This is a genomic window from Streptomyces sp. NPDC041968 (genome assembly GCF_055589025.1).
In genome coordinates, this window is the sequence record NZ_JBVJCB010000005.1 from 110,665 (window position 1) to 124,123 (window position 13,459).

Here is a 13,459-nt window from a genome sequence, read left to right on the forward strand (position 1 = left end):
GCGGTTGTGCACGTTCATCGGTTTGTACGGTCGTACGAATGCTTCGCGCCCCGGTATACGGGGAAGTCTACGAAGCGGCCGACCGTCAGCAACGATACCGGCACACCGGACGGCCCCCTCGGGACGGGGGCGCGGCCGGGAGGTAGCGTCTGCGTGGAGCCGGGCCGGGAACGCGACCCGTGTGTCAGGCGTTCACCAGTCGTACCGACCCGTTCGCCCGTTCCTTACCGTCACGATCGCCAAGGGGAAGACGCTCACTTGATGCCGGACCGCAGCCTGCGACTGCTCACCCTCCCCCAGCAGTCGGCGCAGCCAGGGGAGCGCAGCACCGTGTTGCTGCGGGAGCGCCCCTCCTCACCGCCCGACACCCCTTCGGACGGGAGGAACGGCGGCGGGCAGGACGGCGCCGGCCAGCAGGACAACCCGTTCGCCCCGCCCCCGGAGGGCACGCCGGACCGTCCGTGGCAGCCTCGGCACCCGTCGGGTGACGACGACTCCCGGGGTCCGTCCGGCGACCGGGGCGAGGGCGGCCGTTCCCCGTGGGGCCGGCAGTGGAGCGACCGGCAGCCCGGCCGCTCCCCCGGCGGCTTCGGCGAGCGGCCCGGCGCCCCGGGCTCCGGTCCCGGCCCCGAGGGCTCGGGCGGCGGCACGGGCCCGCGCTGGGACCCCACGGACCCCATGCAGCGGCGTGCCCGCTATGCCCTGATGGGCGGCATGTGGGCGCTCTTCTTCGCGCTCTTCGACTGGCCGTACGTGGCGCTGCTGCTCGGCGCGCTGGCGCTCTACTGGGGCATCAGCGCCCTGCGCGCCAAGCCCCGCGCCGCCTCCGACCCGGACACCCCGGCCGCGCCCGCGGGCCAGTCCGGCGGCCCGCAGCGGACCGCCTCGATCAGTGGCCTGGTCACGGCTTCGCTGGCCATCCTGCTGGTCGCCGCGTCCTTCGGCGCCCAACTGGTCTTCAACGACTACTACACCTGCCGGACCGACGCCCCGACCAACGAGGCGCGGCAGTCCTGCGAGACCCACCTCCCCGAGGAGTTCCGGGACCTGCTGGGCACGGAGGGCTGACGCCCGCGGGCCGGCTCTCCGGCTCGCGGGAGAGGGAGGCGCCGGGGCTCCGGGGCCTCCTCAGGACGCCCGGGGCGGCTCCCCGGGGGGATCGGCCGGCAGGAGGTCGTAGGGCGCCTTGTCGGCGTCGGCGCCGTCCCCGTCGTAGAGCCCGAAGGGCACGGCGTCCTCGTCCCCCTCCGCGCCGCCCGCGCCCGCGCCCCTGCCGCCGTCGCCGCTCGCCTTCGCCTGCTTGCGCCCCCGGCGACGCCACACCTCGGACACCGGTCCCAGGCGCCACCGGCGTCGGCCGCTGGCTCCGTCCCGGTTCCCGTCCCCGTTCCCGCTGCCGGATTCCGGCCCACGGCCCCAGCGACGCCCGCCGCCGTCGCCGGTGCCGCCGGTGCCGGACGCCGGCGCCTCGGACGCCTTCGCCGTGGGGCCGTGCTGCCGCCACGCGCGCACCACCGACGCCACCGGCACCGCCACCACCGCGATCCATCCCAGCGTCGCGCCGCCGGCCTGCCACCACACGGGCCCGAAGCGGGCGAGGCCGGCCCCGCCGAGCGGACCGCCCGCGAGCGCGGCCAGCAGGGCGACGAGCGTCGCGCACAGGACGGCGGCCAGTACGGCCGCGACGACGGTCCGCCGCCACGACCACACCCCGGTCCCCTCCTCGTACTCCGTCGCCGCGGGTGTCGCGGCCCGTGCCGTGAACCAGCCCACCACCGCCCCCGCCGCGAGCGGCACCGCCGCGGCCGCCCAGTGCAGCGGGGTCCCGGGGCCCGCGTCCGGCACCGCCGCCAGCAGCGGGAACGGCGGCAGCAGTGGTGCCGGGGCGGAGGAGAGGGGGCCGACGACATGCCCGGTGCCGAGCACGAACCCGGGGCCGAGGGCGTACACCGACGCCCAGACGGCCGCGTTGGGCACCAGGGTCAGGCAGAGGAGCAGTACGGCGAACCGGCCCGACCAGCCCTCGGTCAGCCGCAGGAACGCCTCCTGGGCGGCGGCCGAGTGCCAGACCAGTGAGACCGCGAGCAGCAGCGCGCCGCCACCGACCAGCACGGCCGCGCCGGCGCCCGCGGCACGCGTCGCGGCGCCCAGGCGGGCGTCCGGCTCCACCATCAGCTCCCGCAGTTCCCGGGGCAGCACGCGCAGCGCCCGCCCCACCGGCCCGCCCGGCCGGCCGAACGCCGTCCACACACCCGCGCCCGCCGCGCCCATGGTGAGCAGCGGCAGGCACACCACCGCCCCCCACCAGGACGGCCGCAGCACACCGTCCGCCGAGTAGAGGACGACGGGCGCGGCCACGGCGAGGTACCCGAGGACGACCCCTGACCAGGCGATCCGCGCGGAGACGGGGGGCGGCCCGGCGTCCGGCGGTCCGCCCGGACGCCCACCGGCCCCCGCTCGCGGGCCCGCGCCCACGGCCACCCCCACACCGTCCCCGGGGTCCGTGGCGTCCCGGGCCGCACGGTGCACCAGCCACACCGGCAGCAGGAGCAGCAGCAGCGGGGTGACGCCCATGGGCGCGGGGACGCCGGAGAGCGTGTCGAGGCGGACCAGGTCGACCCCGTGTGCCAGCACCCACAGCGCCGTGGCGACGTGCAGGGCACCGCCGGGACCGCTGTCGGGGTACGGCGAACTGATCCAGAGCAGGGCGACGAGCGCGGCGCACGAGACCAGTCCGAGGAACGCGGCGAGCGTGCCGCCCAGAAGGCCCGCGCCCAGTCCGGGCGAACGGTCACGCCAACGGGTGTGCAGCAGGGACAACGGGGCTCGGTGAGCGGTCGTCTGGGTCACGCCCGCCATGCTCCCAACGACACGCGCTTTCCCGGCGTAACAGGCGAACGACCGTTGTGTCGCTCAATATATGTTTATGTACTTTTTCGTACGAAGGGGCGCCCTGTGACACGGAGCCCTGCGACCCCGCTGCCTCCGCCCAAGGCACGCCGACGCCTGCGGGAGAACGCCGCGCTGACCCAGGCTCAGCTCGCGGCGCGGGTGGGCGTCACCCACGAGACGGTCCGTGCGTGGGAGAGCGGCCGCACGACTCCACGTGGCCGGAAACGGGAGGCGTACGCGAAGCTGCTGACCACCTTGGCCGAGGAGGCGGCGTCCCGGCAGGCGGAGCCGGTGCCCGTCGTCGTGGCGGTCGGCGCCGGACCGGGTGCCCCCGCGGACGAGGCCACCGACAGCCTCGTCCTCCCCGCGAAACCGCTGGACGGACGGGAGTCGGGGATCGAGCCGGGGGCTTCGGGAGCCGGGGCGGAGGCGGAGTCCGGGGCGGAGCCCGGGGCCGGGGCGGGAGCGGCTTCCGGTCCGGGGACGGTGTCGGGCGCGGGGGCGGTGTCGGACGCGGGTACTGAGCCGGGCGCGGGCCCCTTGTCGGGGCCGGAGCCGGGACTCGCGCCGCTCGGCATGACACCCGCTCAGGCTTTCGACGCACTGTACGAGTTCAGCGCCCCCGCCCTGGTGCGGCAGGCCTACCTGCTGACCGGCCGACGCGAGCTGGCGCGCGAGTCGGTGGAGCGTGCCTTCCAGTCCGCCTGGGAGCGATGGCCGGAGGTGGCCCGCGATCGCGACCCGGTGGGCTGGGTGAGGGCGACGGCGTACGAGTACGCGCTGTCGCCGTGGCAGCGGTTCCGGCTGCGTCACCGGCACCCGGAGCCCCCGCCCGCCGACCCCGGCGACCGCACCCTGCTGAACACCCTGCTGCGGCTCCCCCCGCCGCGCCGCCGCACGCTGGTGCTCTACGACGGTGTGGGCCTCGGCCTGCCCGAGACGGCCGCCGAGACGGAGGCGAGCACACCGACGGCGGCGAACCGGCTGCTGCGTGCCCGCGAGGCCCTCGCCGACCGGTTGCCCGAGCTGGCCGACCCGCAGGTGCTGCACCGGCGGCTGGCCGAGGTGGCGTCGGCCGAGCGGCTGCGGGCGGCCCGGCCACCGACGGTGCGGCGGGGCAGCGAACGCCGGGCGCGGTACCGGACCCGGGCCGCGATCGCCTTCACGGTCGCCCTCATCGGCACCACCGCCCTGACCCTGCGCACCGCGCCCACGCACTACGAGCCGCCCGTGTCCCCGGGCGAGACGGTGCGGGGAGTGCCGCCCCGGGTGGCGCCGGGAGCGCTGTCGGACGAGCAGCTGGAGCTGCGGCAGAAACTGCGGGACCAGTTGCAGCACGGGCCGGAGCGCCTGACGCCCCGCCTCGACTGACGGAGGACCGGATGGCGTGGGGAAACCGAACGGCCCGCTCCCGGGTGCCGGGAGCGGGCCGTTCGGTGTGCCGGTGCGGCGGTCAGCCGGCCAGGATGGCCCGGGCGAGCTTCGCCGTCTCGGTCGGCGTCTTGCCGACCTTGACGCCGGCGGCCTCCAGGGCCTCCTTCTTCGCCTGGGCGGTGCCGGACGAACCGGAGACGATGGCGCCGGCGTGGCCCATGGTCTTGCCCTCGGGCGCGGTGAAGCCCGCGACGTAGCCGACGACCGGCTTGGTCACGTTCTTCGAGATGTACTCCGCCGCACGCTCCTCGGCGTCGCCACCGATCTCGCCGATCATGACGATCAGGTCGGTCTCGGGGTCGGCCTCGAACGCGGCGAGCGCGTCGATGTGCGTGGTGCCGATGATCGGGTCGCCACCGATGCCGACGGCGGTCGAGAAGCCGATGTCCCGCAGCTCGTACATCATCTGGTACGTCAGCGTGCCGGACTTCGACACCAGGCCGATGCGGCCCGGCTTGGTGATGTCGCCCGGGATGATGCCGACGTTGGACTGGCCCGGGGTGATGATGCCGGGGCAGTTCGGGCCGATGATCCGGGTCTTGTTGCCCTTCTTGCCGGCGTACGACCAGAAGGCGGCCGAGTCGTGCACGGCGATGCCCTCGGTGATCACGACGGCCAGGGGGATCTCGGCGTCGATGGCCTCGACGACGGCGTCCTTGGTGAACTTCTCCGGCACGAAGATGACGGAGACGTCGGCGCCGGTCTTCTCGATGGCCTCCTTGACGGTGCCGAAGACCGGTACCTCGGTGCCGTCGAAGTCCACGGAGGTGCCCGCCTTGCGCGGGTTCACGCCGCCCACGACCTCGGTGCCGTCACCGAGCATGAGCTTGGTGTGCTTCATGCCGGTGGCGCCGGTCATGCCCTGGACGATGACCTTGCTGTCCTTGTTGAGCCAGATAGCCATGGTGTGTTCTGTCCTCGTCCTGAGTGCTTACTTGGCGGCGTGGGCCAGCTCGGCGGCCTTGTCGGCCGCGCCGTCCATGGTGTCGACGCGCTGGACCAGCGGGTGGTTGGCGTCGGTGAGGATCTTGCGGCCCAGCTCGGCGTTGTTGCCGTCGAGACGGACGACGAGCGGCTTCTCGACCTTCTCGCCGCGGTCCTCCAGGAGCTTCAGCGCCTGGACGATGCCGTTGGCGACCTCGTCGCAGGCGGTGATGCCGCCGAAGACGTTGACGAACACGGAACGGACGTCCGGGTCGCCGAGGATGATCTCCAGGCCGTTCGCCATGACCTGGGCGGAGGCGCCGCCGCCGATGTCCAGGAAGTTGGCGGGCTTCACGTTGCCGTGCTTCTCACCGGCGTACGCGACGACGTCCAGGGTGCTCATGACGAGACCCGCGCCGTTGCCGATGATGCCGACCTCGCCGTCGAGCTTGACGTAGTTGAGGTTCTTCTCCTTGGCGGCGGCCTCGAGCGGGTTGGCCGCGGCCTTGTCGTGGAGGGCCTCGAAGTCGGGGTGACGGAACTCGGCGTTGTCGTCCAGCGACACCTTGCCGTCGAGGGCGATGACGTCACCGGAGACGACCTTGGCCAGCGGGTTGACCTCGACCAGGAGGGCGTCCTCCTTGATGAAGGTGTCCCACAGCTTGACCAGGATGTCGGCGACCTTGTCGGCGACCTCGGCCGGGAACTTCGCGGCCTCGACGATCTCGCGCGCCTTCTCCGGCGTCACGCCGTCGATCGCGTCGATCGGGGTCTTGGCGACGGCCTCCGGACGGGTGGCCGCCACCTCCTCGATCTCCATGCCGCCCTCGACGGAGGCGATGGAGAGGAAGGTGCGGTTGGCACGGTCGAGGAGGAAGGAGACGTAGTACTCCTCGACGATCTCGGGGGCGGTCTCGGCGATCATCACCTTGTGGACCGTGTGGCCCTTGATGTCCATGCCGAGGATGTCCGTCGCGCGGGCGACGGCCTCGTCCGCGGAGGCGGCCAGCTTCACGCCACCGGCCTTGCCACGACCACCGACCTTCACCTGCGCCTTGACGACGGACTTGCCGCCCAGACGCTCGGTGATCTCGCGCGCCGCCTCAGGCGTGTCGATGACTTCACCGGCCAGCACCGGTACATCGTGCTTGGCGAAGAGGTCCCTCGCCTGGTACTCGAACAGGTCCACGCGCTTCCGTCCCTATCAGTGATCTAGCGGTTCGTTGGATGCGTGGGCGTGCCGCGAAGGGCAACGTGACGTCCGCTGTGTCACAAGGGGGGCGCACACGGTGTCCGAGCGCGCGGCATGTCCGTCTCGCAGGTTATCGCCGCATGCGGAGGGTCTCTAAATCGTGGGTCACACCTGAGCGGTGATGCCTGTCACATGATGCCGCGCTCACTGGCACGGGGTGCCGGATGTGAGGCCCGCCGGCCTGCACGACGGGGCGGACCTGGACACGGGGCGCCGGGTGACGCTGGTCTGCCGCTGGTCTGCCGCTGGTCTCCTGGGCCGACGCGGGCTTCGTCGGGGTGGTGCGGACCTCGTCCGGGTGGTGCGGGCCTCACCGGGCTGGGGTCGGCCCGGTGAGGCCCGTGGAACGCCCCCGTAGGGACCGCAGGGTGCGGCCCTGGAGGTGTGGGCGGCCGGTCCCCACCCCAATGGGGACCGCTCCACCCGATCCGCGGGGATGCGGCCGGACGGCGGCCGACGGCTTTCGGCCGGACCGTCCAGGGCCCCGTGCCCCGCGAAGCTCGTGCTCCACCTGATGTCCAGGTGGGCGGATGTGGCTCCACCGGGCCGACCGTCGAGGGCGGGGCCGGCCGGACCCGACGGCTTCTGCGGGAAACCGACGACGTCCGCCTGGAGGAGCGACGGTTCTCCGGTGTGCCGGCAGGGACGGCGGGCAGCGGGCGGTGACTCGTGGGCCGTGGGCCGTGGGAGCCATGGGCGGTGAGCCGTGGGAGCCGTGGGCGATGAGCCGTGGGCTGACCGCCCGCCCCCGCATCGCGCGCGGCGGCAGGTCTGTGGCGGGGGGAGGCCCTGCCTAGGCGGGCGAGACGGGAATGTCCCGGTACCGGTCCCGGGTCTCCGCCGCGTCGGCGCGCTCGACGGCGCCGGGCACGAGCCGGAAGGGGATCCGGTGATGCGGGGTGACCGCGTGCGCGTCGCCGTGGCGCGGCGCGCCGTGGTCGGCACCCGCCCCGGCGCCCAGCGTGCCGTCGGGGTCGCCGGTGGGCGCCCGGCGGACGGGAGCCTGTCCGGCGGGGGCCGACTGGACGCGCCGAGTGTCGACGCGGGCCGCGGTGGACGGCCCGTCACCCACCTGTTCCGGCCCGTGCGCGGCGGTTGCGACGCCGGCGGCTCCGTCGGCGGAGGCTCGGGCGCCTGCCTCGTCAGAGGTGCCGGCGTCTCGGGAGGTGCTGACGTCGTCGGAGGCGTCCGGCTCCGGGGCCGAGGGCTCCTGGGCCGGTCCGCCGGGCGGGACGGGACCGGCCGGGCCTGTCGGCTCGGGCAGCTCCGGCAGGCCGGGCGAGGCCGACGGGTGGGACGGGTCCGGAAGGGAAGGCAGGTCCGGAAGGGAGGGCGAGTCCGGGAGGGAGGGCGAGTCCGGGAGGGAGGGAGTGGAAGGCGAGGTGGATGCGGAAGGCAGGGTGGGGAGGGACGGAATCGGCAGCGCCGCCGACGGCGGCACCTGCGCCCGCACGAGCGCACCGAGCTCTCCGTCCACCGCCTCCACCGCGTTCCCGACGGGCTCCAGGACTCGTTCCCGCACGGGCCGGACGACGTCTTCCGTCAGCGGACGGAGTCCCGCAGTCACGGGGCCGAGTCCCGGCAGCACCAGGTCGGCGTTCTCGGCGAGGGCCCCGGACTCCTGAACGCCGGCCCTCGGACGCCGGGTCGGAGTCGGAGCCTCGGTCCGGGTGTGGGCCTGGGTGTGGGACTCGGCCCGGCCCCCGTGCTGGTCCTGGGGGACATCGATCACCTGGTGGACCGTGTCCCTCACCGACGGCGCCTCTTCGGTCGCCCGCGCCCGTTCCCCGCACAGCACCCCGAGCACGAACAAGCCGGCCACCAGCAGTCCCACGTGCAGCGCACGCCGCCCTGCCGCCGCGCGCATGACACGCGGGGCGGCACCGGGCAGAACCGCTGGCCAGCTCAAAGGGGAGATTCCTCCGCACGACGGAACGGGCACGCGCACCGGACACTTCACCGGACAGCGCGGGCATCGAACAACACATCGATACGACGCGCGATCCTCGCACGGAACTCCGGCAGGTACGCAAGCCCGTCGTCACCGATGAGCAGTCATGTCCCTTTTATGGAAGAGGGAAGGGGAAGCGGGGCGTCTCGCAGCGACAAGTCGTCACCCGGCGTCCGGGATCGGCAACGGCCGCTTCTCGATCGCCGCCGCCATCACCTCGGGGAACAGATCGGGCGTGCAGGCGAAGGCCGGCGCGCCCAGCGCGGCGAGCGCCGCCGCGTGCTCCCGGTCGTAGGCGGGCGCCCCCTCGTCGGACAGCGCCAGCAGCGTCACGAACCGCACCCCGGCCGCCTGCATCGCCGCGACCCGCTTGAGCATCTCGTCGCGTATGCCCCCCTCGTAGAGATCGCTGATCAGCACCACCACCGTCTCCGTGGGCCGGGTGATCCGCGACTGGCAGTAGGCCAGCGCGCGGTTGATGTCCGTGCCGCCGCCGAGTTGCGTGCCGAACAGGACGTCGACCGGGTCGTCGAGCTGATCGGTGAGGTCGGCGACCGCCGTGTCGAAGACGACGAGCCGGGTGTCGATGGACCGCATGGACGCCAGCACCGCGCCGAACACGGACGCGTACACCACGGACGCCGCCATCGAGCCCGACTGGTCGACGCAGAGGACGACCTCCTTCTTCACGGAGCGGGACGCCCGCCCGTGACCGATGAGCCGCTCCGGCACGATCGTCCGGTACTCGGGCAGGTAGTGCTTGAGGTTGGCCGCTATCGTCCGGTTCCAGTCGATGTCGTGGTGGCGGGGGCGGGTGACGCGGGCGCTGCGGTCGAGGGCACCGGTGAGGGTCGCCCGGGTGCGCGTGGCGAGTCGCTCCTCCAGGTCCGCGACCACCTTGCGGACGACGGTCCGCGCCGTCTCCTTCGTCGTCTCCGGCATCGCCTTGTGGAGGGAGAGCAGCGTGCCGACGAGGTGTACGTCGGCCTGCACGGCCTCCAGCATCTCCGGCTCCAGCAGGAGGGTGGCGAGTCCGAGCCGGTCGATCGCGTCCCGCTGCATCACCTGCACGACGGAGGACGGGAAGTAGGTGCGGATGTCCCCCAGCCAGCGCGCCACGGCCGGCGCGGAGGCCCCCAGTCCCGCCGAACGGTCCCGACCCGCCCGTGGCTTGCCCTCCTTCCCGTAGAGCGCGGCGAGCGCCCCGTCCATCGCGGCGTCCCGTCCGGTGAGAGCGCGACCGGTGCCGTCGGCCGGGTCACCCCCGAGCACCAGCCGCCACCGCCGCAGCCGTTCCTGCGCCGGGTCGCCCTGCACCGGCTCCGTCGTCATGCGTCCACCCCCACGAGGTCGTTGCCGTCGGCGTCCGGCGCCTCCGCCTCGTCCAGCCCCAGCAGCAGCCGGACCACCGGCAGTACGGCTTCGGCGCGTCCGGTGGCGAGCCCGGCGCCGAAACCGGGGATGTCCGAGCCGGTCGTCGTCACGCTCCCCCGCGACTCCGGTCCGCGCCTGATCAGTTCGCCGAGGCTGCGGCGGACCCCCGGTTCGTAGGCCGAGAAGGTGCGTCGCAGCAACGGCAGCACGTCCGTGAACGTCTCCCCCGGGACGCCGGTCAGCCAGGCGTCGACGAGGGCGAGCAGCCGCTCGTCGTGCAGGAGAAGCATGCCGCCTCCCGAGCCGCCTCCGACGAAGCCCTCGATCCATGCGGCCGCGTCCGACGGTGGCGTCCCCGGGGACAGCACCCGCGCCATGAGTCGCGCCGCCTCCTCCGGCGCGAGCGCGCCGTCGTCCAGCAGGAGCCGTACGGCCCGCCCCCGGACCACCCCGGGCACGCCGCCCCGCGCGGAGAGGGTGCGCAGCACGGTCCGCCAACGGGACCTCAGGGCGCCGTGGTCCGCGGCGGGGGCGTCGCCCAGCAGTCCCACCGCCCCGTGCACGGCGTCCACGTGCCGGCGCATCTCATCCGCCGCGTCGGCGTCGAGCCCGGCGCAGGCGGGGGGCAGGCCGACGAAGACCCGCTCGGCGAGACCCGCGGCGACCTCGGCCAGCGCTCCGGTGTCGGTACCGCGCACATCGCCGTAGCGCAGTGAGCGGACGAGGGCCGGCAAGGCCTGGGCGAGGTGGCCGACGTCCATGTCCAGTGCCGCGCGGTCCGCGAGTATCCGCATCACCGGGGGGAGCGCGTCCGGCAGTTCGGCCAACAGGCAGCACTCGGCGAGGGCGGTGACGTCGGCGAGGCCCTGCGCGGTGACGGCGTCCGCCTCCGCCCTGGCGGTCGCCGCGGACAGCACGGTCGTGCCCCACACCCCGGCTTCGGCGACCCGCACCGACAGCTCCGGCTCCCACCGCAGCCGCCACGTCTCCCGGAACGTCCCCGTGCTGCCCCGCGAGGCGGCCGGCTCGCCCCAGCCGACGCCGAGCAACCGCAGCCGGTGCAGGAGCCGACTGCGCCCCGCGTCGGTCTCCTTGCGCAGGTCGAGTTCCAGCTCCCGCTCCGACGCCTCCGGCTTCAGCCTCAGCCGTCGCCGGCTCCGGTCCAGGTCCCGCTGCAGCGGCACCGCGGGCGCCCCGGCGGGCACCTCCCCCAGCACGTCCCCCACGACCAGCCGGTCGTGCACCAGCGCCAGCGGTACGTCCGAGCCCTCGCACATCACCGCCCGCACGGCGTCCGTCGTCTCGCTCAGCCCGGGCAGCGGACGGCCGCGCATCACCGCGAGGGTCTCGGCCAGCCGCACCGCCTCGATGACGTGCGCCGAGGAGACGATCCGGTCCTCCTCCCGCAGCACCCCGGCCACCCTGGTCAGCCAGCGCTCCACGGGCCGGTCGGGCGCTCCGAACAGGTGCCCGTACCAGCCCGGTGACTCGATTCCCGCCCCGTACCCACTGGACCGGGACAGCCTGCGGTGGGTCCAGGGCACCCAGGTCATGTCGACCTTGGTCCTGGGCAGCCCCTTGAGCAGTGCGCGGTCGGCGGCGACGGTGGCCCTGCGCCGGAGCGCCGGCACGTGCCAGGCCCCGCAGACCACGGCGACGGCCTGCTTGAACTCCCGCTGCGCCGCCCTGACCTGCAACCGCATGTAGGCCTCCCGGACGCAGTCCCGGTCGCGCCCGCCGCCCTCCCCCGAGCGCGTCCCCGTCCCGGTCCCGGTCCCCGATTCCGTCTCCGTCTCCGTCTCCCGCAGCGCGCTCATGGCCTCTTCCAGGGCCGTGAAGGGTGCCAGCGCGTCCCCGTCCTCGGCGCCCCGGTGCTCGACGACGTCCTCCCACCAGCGCTCGGGGTCGTCGTGGCCGGCGGCCTCGGCGAGGGCGGCGAGCGGATCGACCCGGACGTCGGGGAGGGGCGCGGCGGCCTCGGTGCCCCGGCCGGTGGTGTGCTCCCCCCGGCCCGTGCCGCCCGTCGGGGCCGTCGGCCCTGTCGGCTCCAACTCCTCCCGCGCGGTTTCGGGTTCCCGCTCCTGCTCCTGCTCCTGCTCCTGCTCCTGCTCCTGCCAGGCCAGCGTGTGCGTGGCCGGGAGGTCGATGAAGCGGGCGGGGACGTCGTGCTCCAGGGCCCAGCGGAGGGCCACCCACTCGGGGGAGAACTCGGCCAGGGGCCAGAAGGCCGAGCGGCCGGGCTCCTCCACGGCGTGGGCGAGGAGCGCGACCGGAGGGCGCATGTCCTCGTCGGCGGCCAACGGGATCAAGGGGTCGGCCTCCGGCGGACCCTCGATCAGCACCACTGCGGGCCGGGTCTGTTCCAGCGCCGCCCGGACCGCGCGCGCCGACCCCGGTCCGTGGTGGCGCACCCCGAGGAGCAGCACGTCACCACTGGCCCGGGCGGTCCCGGCACCGTCCGGCAGACCGCCGTTTCCCGTCACCGTCACCCGGTCACCTCCCGGCACGCCCGGTAGAGGTCCTTCCAGCCGTCGCGCTCGCGGACGACCGTCTCCAGGTACTCCTGCCAGACGACGCGGTCGGCGGCCGGGTCGCGGACGACGGCGCCGAGGATGCCCGCGGCGACGTCCCCGGGCCGCAGCACCCCGTCACCGAAGTGGGCGGCCAGGGCGAGGCCGTTGGTGACCACGGAGATCGCCTCGGCCGTGGACAACGTGCCGCTGGGCGACTTCACCTTCGTACGCCCGTCGCCCGTCAGTCCGTCGCGCAGCTCGCGGAAGACGGTGACCACGCGGCGGATCTCGTCGATGCCCTCGGGTGCCGAGGGCAGATCGAGGGAGCGGCCGATCTGGTCGACGCGACGAGCGACGATCTCGACCTCTGCCTCGGCGGTCTCCGGCAGCGGCAGCACCACCGTGTTGAAGCGGCGGCGCAGGGCGCTGGAGAGTTCGTTGACCCCGCGGTCCCGGTCGTTGGCGGTGGCGATGAGGTTGAAGCCGCGGACCGCCTGCACCTCCTGGCCCAGCTCCGGTATCGGCAGGGTCTTCTCCGACAGGATCGTGATGAGCGTGTCCTGTACGTCGGCCGGAATACGGGTCAGCTCCTCCACACGGGCGGTCCTGCCCTCCGCCATGGCCCGCATCACCGGGCTCGGCACGAGGGCGTCGCGGCTCGGGCCGTGGGCGAGCAGCCGCGCATAGTTCCAGCCGTAGCGGATGGCTTCCTCTGGTGTGCCGGCCGTGCCCTGCACCAGCAGGGTCGAGTCACCGCTGACGGCCGCGGCGAGGTGCTCGGACACCCAGGTCTTCGCCGTCCCGGGCACGCCGAGCAGGAGCAGGGCACGGTCGGTGGCGAGCGTGGTGACGGCGACCTCGACGATACGGCGCGGGCCCACGTACTTCGGTGTGATCACCGTGCCGTCGGGCAGGGTGCCGCCGAGCAGGTAGGTGGCGACGGCCCACGGCGACAGCTTCCAGCGGGCCGGACGCGGGCGGTCGTCCCGGGCGGCCAGCGCGGCCAGTTCGGCCGCGAACGCGTCCTCGGCGTGCGGCCGCAGCGCCTCCGCGGCGGGTCCCGACACGTCCCGCCCCGGGTCGACGGACGTCGGTTCTGCGGACACGGGCATGGCTTGG

General features: G+C 74.2%; 9 protein-coding genes. 2 read left to right on the forward strand and 7 right to left on the reverse strand.

Translation table 11 applies throughout. The features are described 5' to 3' along the window. Positions 1–261: 261 nt before the first annotated feature. Positions 262–1,068, forward strand: coding sequence for a hypothetical protein (locus tag ACZ6EG_RS14140; protein ID WP_469604491.1), 807 nt, complete (start codon positions 262–264; stop codon positions 1,066–1,068). 60 nt (positions 1,069–1,128) lie between these two features. On the opposite strand, the gene ACZ6EG_RS14145 is transcribed toward ACZ6EG_RS14140, so the two are convergent. Next, positions 1,129–2,859 (reverse strand): cell division protein PerM, encoded by a 1,731-nt coding sequence (locus ACZ6EG_RS14145; RefSeq protein ID WP_469604494.1) that lies wholly within the window; start codon positions 2,857–2,859, stop codon positions 1,129–1,131. A gap of 96 nt (positions 2,860–2,955) precedes the next feature. Here ACZ6EG_RS14145 and ACZ6EG_RS14150 point away from each other — a divergent pair, with 96 nt between their 5' ends. Next, positions 2,956–4,263, forward strand: coding sequence for a helix-turn-helix domain-containing protein (locus ACZ6EG_RS14150; protein WP_469604497.1), 1,308 nt, complete (start codon positions 2,956–2,958; stop codon positions 4,261–4,263). An 82-nt stretch (positions 4,264–4,345) separates the two neighbouring features. On the opposite strand, the gene sucD is transcribed toward ACZ6EG_RS14150, so the two are convergent. From sucD to ACZ6EG_RS14180, 6 genes are all read right to left on the reverse strand, one after another. Further along, positions 4,346–5,230 (reverse strand): succinate--CoA ligase subunit alpha, encoded by an 885-nt coding sequence (sucD, locus tag ACZ6EG_RS14155; RefSeq protein ID WP_391969891.1) that lies wholly within the window; start codon positions 5,228–5,230, stop codon positions 4,346–4,348. Between the two features lie 27 nt (positions 5,231–5,257). After that, a complete protein-coding gene (gene sucC / locus ACZ6EG_RS14160; protein WP_053135877.1) occupies positions 5,258–6,439 on the reverse strand; it encodes an ADP-forming succinate--CoA ligase subunit beta in 1,182 nt (393 codons plus the stop codon). Between the two features lie 856 nt (positions 6,440–7,295). Continuing rightward, entirely contained in the window at positions 7,296–8,411 is a 1,116-nt protein-coding gene (locus tag ACZ6EG_RS14165) for a hypothetical protein (protein ID WP_469604502.1), read from the reverse strand. Positions 8,412–8,615: 204 nt separating this feature from the next. Beyond that, entirely contained in the window at positions 8,616–9,785 is a 1,170-nt protein-coding gene (locus ACZ6EG_RS14170; protein WP_391969894.1) for a VWA domain-containing protein, read from the reverse strand. Then, positions 9,782–12,310: a DUF5682 family protein gene (locus ACZ6EG_RS14175; RefSeq protein ID WP_469604990.1), complete on the reverse strand. Its 2,529-nt coding sequence runs from the start codon at positions 12,308–12,310 to the stop codon at positions 9,782–9,784. Before ACZ6EG_RS14175 ends, ACZ6EG_RS14170 begins: the two co-directional genes overlap by 4 nt. Before the next feature lie 2 nt (positions 12,311–12,312). Next, complete coding sequence (locus tag ACZ6EG_RS14180; RefSeq protein ID WP_391969896.1) at positions 12,313–13,452, reverse strand: ATP-binding protein; 1,140 nt, start codon at positions 13,450–13,452, stop codon at positions 12,313–12,315. Positions 13,453–13,459 lie beyond the last annotated feature (7 nt).

What these genes read in the sequence shown, in the direction of transcription:
- ACZ6EG_RS14140 (WP_469604491.1), top strand. Translation starts at nt 262, where the DNA reads ATGCCGGACCGCAGCCTGCGACTGCTCACCCTCCCCCAGCAGTCGGCG.
- ACZ6EG_RS14145 (WP_469604494.1), bottom strand. Translation starts at nt 2,859, where the DNA reads ATGGCGGGCGTGACCCAGACGACCGCTCACCGAGCCCCGTTGTCCCTG.
- sucD (WP_391969891.1), bottom strand. Translation starts at nt 5,230, where the DNA reads ATGGCTATCTGGCTCAACAAGGACAGCAAGGTCATCGTCCAGGGCATG.
- ACZ6EG_RS14170 (WP_391969894.1), bottom strand. Translation starts at nt 9,785, where the DNA reads ATGACGACGGAGCCGGTGCAGGGCGACCCGGCGCAGGAACGGCTGCGG.
- ACZ6EG_RS14180 (WP_391969896.1), bottom strand. Translation starts at nt 13,452, where the DNA reads ATGCCCGTGTCCGCAGAACCGACGTCCGTCGACCCGGGGCGGGACGTG.